Genomic DNA, 5,827 nt, shown 5'->3' with positions numbered 1-5,827 from the left:
GGATAATGGAGAATTGATAATGAAAAGCAGGGCGAATTATCAATTATCAATTTTAAATTGTCAATTAATGAAGGAAGATAAAGATAATTGAGAATGGATAATGGAGAATTGATAATGAAAAGCAGGGCGAATTATCAATTATCAATTTTAAATTGTCAATTAATGAAGGAAGATTAAGATAATTGAGAATGGATAATGGAAAATGGATAATTGATAATGGATAATTGATAATGAAAAGCAAATCAAATTATCATTTAAAAACGTGGATAATTGTGAATGAGAGAGAATGCGGTATTAGATAAAAGTTTTGATTTCGCTGTACGGGTTGTTAATCTGTATAAATTTCTTGTTGCCGAAAAGAAGGAATTTGTTTTATCTAAACAGATTCTGCGTAGCGGGACTTCTATCGGCGCAATGGTTCGTGAAGCGCAGCAGGCGGAAAGCAAAGCTGATTTTGTCCATAAACTTTCTATCGCTCTGAAAGAAGCAAATGAGACAGATTATTGGTTACTGTTGTTAAAGAAAACCGATTATATTGAATCTGTTCAATTTGAATCATTAAAGAAAGATATTGATGCACTATTGAAACTTTTAGTTTCTATCATTAAAAAATCCAAAGAGAAAAAGAGATGAACTCGCAAAATAAAAAATTATCAATTGACAATTCTCAATTATCAATTAAAAAGAGTTTAACAACTTCAGCTATTGACCGGCAGAATATATTGAATAACCGGTATGCCATAGAAACCATACAAAAAGAGGTCGGTATAAAAGCTGTCGTTTATAAGAATGAATATATTTTCAGCAAAGAACAGGTTGCCCGGTTTTTTGAAATAGATGAACGGACAATAGAGCGATACTTAAAAAAATATTCTGATGAACTTTCAAAAAACGGCTACAAAGTCTTACGGGGTAAAGACCTTAAATTATTTAAGTTATGGCTTGAAGAACACGATGTGAGCGACATCAATGTCGGTCACAAAGTTGTGAACTTTGGTCTTTTTAATTTCCGCGCCTTTTTAAATCTGGCAATGTTGTTAGTGGAAAGTGAAAAAGCCCGGATTTTACGCAGCGCCATATTAGATATTGTTATCGATACAATCAACCAAAAAACCGGTGGCGGTACAAAATACATCAATCAAAGAGATGAGGATTTTGTTGTTAATTTCTTAAAAGGCGAAGATTACCGCAGGGAGTTTACCGACGCCCTAAGAGATTATGTGGAAATGGGTAAGGTCAAATATGCCATTTACACGGATAAAATTTACCGCAGCATTTTTAAGGAAAATACGCAGGAGTATCGCAATATTCTTCGCCTGCATTCCAAAGAAAATGTCCGGCAAACGATGTATAGCGAAATACTGCGCTTAATTTCCAGTTACGAAGCCGGTTTTGCCGAAGAATTGAAAAAGACTTATCAAAAACTTGGTAGAAAATTAAAACCATTTGAAGTAGATCGACTTTTTGCAAATTTTGAGAAGCATCGTTTATGGCTTCCGCAAGTGGAAGACGCCCGCTTAAAAATGGCCAGTCGTGATTTGGGATTCAGGGATGCCCTGCATATAAAATTAAGAGATTATATTGCCGCAATTCCGCCTGAAGATTTCGAAAAATTTATCGGTGAGAAAAGTAAAACTCTTGAAGAGCAGTTAAAAGCTGCGAAAGATGTATTCAAACGGCTGAAGGAAAGAGAGTAGGCCTGATGATATATCTGAGTATTGAACAGGCAATTGCAATTCATAAAAAGACCGTAGAAATAAGCGGCGGCGGTTCGGATGGCATTCTTGATTCAGGAAAATTAGAAAGCGTTTTACAGCACATACAAAATGACGACTACTATCCGACTTTTGAAGATAAGCTGACACATTTGGTGTTCAGTTCCAATAAATTCCATTGTTTCGAAGACGGCAATAAAAGAATTTCAATTTCGCTGGGCACTCAGTTTCTGCTCCTCAATGGATATTTACACTGTTCGGAAACTTTCTTAAGAGAAATGGAAAACATCAGTTATCATCTGGCCGCTGGAAAAATTGATAAAGATTTTTTAAAAGAAATCATGACTTCTATAATAAACGAAAATGAATTGACAGAAGAAATAAAATTAGAACTATTCAATAAAATTGATAATGGATAATTGACAATGAAAAATGAAGAATTAAAAATTAACAATGCAAAGAAGGCAGAGAATAATTCTCAATTAAAAAGCGAAGCGACCTTTGAAACCGCAATCGTGCAAGCACTGGTTGAAAACGGCGGGTACACACAAGGCAATTCCTCGGATTACAGCCCCGAACTCGGGATGTTTAAAAATGAAGTGTTGGCCTTCCTGCAAAATACACAATCCAAAAACTGGCAAAAAATTTCGTCCATTCACGGCGACGATGTAGATAACCGCATCATTCAGCGCCTCTATAAAGAAATGGATTTGCGCGGCAGTCTGGATGTGCTGCGCAACGGCTTTGTGGATTATGGTGTGCGTTTTAAACTGGCTTTCTTCAAACCGGAATCGGGCTTAAATCCGGAAACCGAGAAGTTGCATGCAATGAATCAACTTAAAGTATATCGGCAAGTTTATTATAGTTCAAAAAATAAAAACTCCGTAGATTTGGTGCTTTCACTTAACGGTATTCCGGTTGCCACGCTGGAACTTAAAAATCACTTCACCGGCCAAACCGCACAAAACGCTAAAAAACAGTATGCAACAACGCGCGACAATCGGGAACTACTGTTTGCCTTTAAAAAACGGGCATTGGTTCATTTTGCCGTTGACCCGGATGAAGTATTTATGGCCACTAAAATCTCAGGCAAAGCAACACGCTGGCTTCCCTTTAATAAAGGTTACCAAAACGGCAAAGGTAATCCGCCCAATCCCAATGGTTACAAAACGGATTATCTTTGGAAAGAAATTTTAATAAAAGACAGTTGGATGGACATCATTCAACGCTTTATTCATTTGCAGGTTGAAGAAATTTCCATTGATGACAAAACATACAAAAAAGAAAAAATGATTTCTCCCCGTTATCATCAACTGGATGCGGTACGGCAGATAACGGCGGATGCCCGCGAATCCGGCGCAGGGAAAAACTATCTTGTACAGCACTCGGCAGGATCTGGAAAAAGTAATTCCATAGCCTGGCTGGCTTATCGCCTGTCGACCTTACATAATAAATTAGATGAACGCATTTTTGACAGCGTAATCGTAGTAACCGACCGTCTTGTTTTAGACCAGCAGCTGCAAAACACTATTTACCAATTTGAACACAAAACAGGTGTAGTTCATAAAATTGACAAGGACAGCACACAGCTTGCTCAGGCTCTTGAACAGGGCTCTCATATTATCATCACGACACTGCAAAAATTTCCCTTTGTTATTGATAAAATTGGTGCCTTGCCCAAAAGGAATTATGCCGTTATCATCGATGAAGCGCACAGCTCACAAGGCGGCGAAGCCAGCAAAAAAATGAAAGAAGTTTTATCTTACGAAATTGATAATGAAAAATTAATAATAGATAATGATGAAGATTATACGGATGAGGATTTTATTCGTGAGGAAGTAGAACGTTCGGCAGCAGCTCGGGGGCAACAAACCAACTTATCATTTTTCGCTTTTACTGCAACGCCGAAGTATAAAACACTGGCTGTTTTTGGCTATAAGGGAACGGACGGCAAACCGAAGCCTTTTCATTTGTATTCAATGCGGCAGGCAATTGAAGAAGGTTTTATTCTGGATGTCCTTCAAAACTACACCACCTACGAACTTTATTTCAGATTATCCAAAGCTATTGAAGACGATCCTCAATTAAACAAGAAAAAAGCGGCCCGGGCTATTGCCCGTTACGTTAATTTTCATCCGCATAATCTGGCTCAAAAAACGGAAATTATCATTGAACATTTTCGACAGGTTGTGGCTAAGAAGATTGGCGGCCGCGCCAAAGCAATGGTTGTAACCAGTTCCCGTAAATTGGCTAAACGTTATTTTGAAGAATTTAACCGCTACATAAAAGAAAAGGGCTACGAAAAAAAGATAAAGATTCTGGTTGCTTTTTCCGGCAGCGTTGTAGATGATAATTATCCGGGTGGCGTTTCCGAACCGCAATTGACCGGTTACGGTGAAAAAACACTACCAGCTGTTTTCAACAAAGATGAATATAAAATTTTAATTGTCGCCGATAAATATCAAACCGGTTTCGACCAGCCTTTGCTGCATACCATGTATGTGGATAAAAAGCTTTCCGGCGTTAAAGCGGTTCAAACGTTGTCCAGATTGAACCGCGTTGCCCCGGGAAAAGAAGATACGTTTGTTCTGGATTTTGTAAATGACAGAGAAACCATTTTTGAATCCTTTCAGCCCTATTATGAAAAAACGATTGTTACTGAAGAACCCGAACCAAATCATTTATATGATTTAAAAGCAAAATTAGACGAATGGCAAATTTACTGGCAAAGTGAAATTGATCAGTTCTCAAATATTTACTTTCAGCCATCCGGCAAAATGACTGTTAAAGATCAAGCTGAACTTTACGCCTTTATTGATCCTGCTGTTGAACGGTACGAAGCTCTCGGTACGGACGTTGAAAGAGAAGAATTCAAAAAGAGCCTCCGAACCTGGACGAATTTATATGCTTTTTTAGCTCAGATCATGCCTTTCAGAGAACTGGAATTTGAAAAATTTTACGCTTATGCTAAGTTATTGCAAACCAAACTGCCAAAGCGTATTTTATCGGAACAACTACACTTTGATGATGAAGTGGCTATGGAATATTACCGCCTTCAGAAAATTAAAGAAGGTTCCATCGACTTGGTAAAGGGTGAGGAAGGCGAACTGGACGGGCTTTCCGAAGCGGGTATTAAAAGAGCTAAAGAAAAAAAAGCGCCTCTCTCTGAGATTATTGATCAATTAAATGAACGCTTTGGAACAGAGTTTGAAGAAGCGGACCGGCTGTTCTTTAATCAAATAGAAGAAGAACTCATCAAAGATAAAATACTGCAATCACAGGCAAAAGTAAATAAACTGGATACGTTTAAATTTGCCTTTGAAGATAAATTCTTAAATAAACTTATTGACAGGATGGACCAGAATCAGGATATTTTTGAAAAGATTCTGGGAAACAAACTCTTTGGTGATTTGGTAAAAGAGCTTATGATGAAAAGCGTCTATGCAAGGCTTAATGAAATAGAATAATTAGGTTGTAGAGACGCACGGCCGTGCGTCTCTACAACCGCCGCCAACAACCCATCCATCCACCCAACAACAACCACGCCCACAATCCGTCCGGCCGAAATCAAATCAACAATCAAAATTATTCCGCAAACCAAAATCAATATCATCATTTATTGCAGGATATAAATCCATTATCAATTCACAAATTGACGACTATATTAATAAATACAATTTGGATATTCCAAAATACAATCGGAATAATCATTTTTTCCAACCAAATTATCACAATCATATAATCCGAAATAATATCGAATACAACAAAATAAAAGAATATATTATTAATAATCCTATTAATTGGATTAACGATAAATTTTATAATACAGAAGACAAATGAGCACACAACATCAGCAGTTTCATTTTTTCATTCCTAAGAGGGCGGCCTCGGCATTCCATGAAAAAGTCGAGCTGCGGATGTACCATCCCGGTTGTTTAATCTTCCCTGCCGGAGTTTAAAGTGAAAACCGCTGCACAAACTTTGAAAAAAATCTCGGCAGGAATGTAATGAATTTATCGGAAATAAATTGCCTTTTATCTCTTAATATTGTAATTTTATAGTATTCTCCTTTCAATCAGATACGGGTATTATCATTTTGCAGACGGAAAGGC

At 37.4% G+C, this 5,827-nt stretch carries 4 protein-coding genes; all 4 read left to right on the top strand.

Translation table 11 applies throughout. The annotated features are described in order from the left end of the window. Positions 1-276 precede the first annotated feature (276 nt). From J7K93_08075 to J7K93_08060, 4 genes are read left to right on the top strand one after another with little or no spacing between them, the layout of a single operon-like run. Positions 277-633, top strand: a complete 357-nt coding sequence (locus J7K93_08075) for a four helix bundle protein (protein ID MCD6116957.1) — start codon at positions 277-279, stop codon at positions 631-633. Positions 634-677: 44 nt separating this feature from the next. After that, positions 678-1,697, top strand: a complete 1,020-nt coding sequence (locus J7K93_08070; GenBank protein MCD6116956.1) for a DNA-binding protein — start codon at positions 678-680, stop codon at positions 1,695-1,697. 5 nt (positions 1,698-1,702) lie between these two features. Then, positions 1,703-2,134, top strand: a complete 432-nt coding sequence (locus J7K93_08065) for a type II toxin-antitoxin system death-on-curing family toxin (protein MCD6116955.1) — start codon at positions 1,703-1,705, stop codon at positions 2,132-2,134. Positions 2,135-2,140: 6 nt separating this feature from the next. Further along, entirely contained in the window at positions 2,141-5,182 is a 3,042-nt protein-coding gene (locus J7K93_08060) for a type I restriction endonuclease subunit R (protein ID MCD6116954.1), read from the top strand. Positions 5,183-5,827: the final 645 nt, after the last annotated feature.

Source organism: bacterium, from assembly GCA_021158245.1.
Classification (GTDB): Bacteria; Zhuqueibacterota; QNDG01; order QNDG01; family QNDG01; genus QNDG01.
Note: the sequence above shows the minus strand (reverse complement) of the source record. Positions and strands in the feature narration are given on the sequence as shown.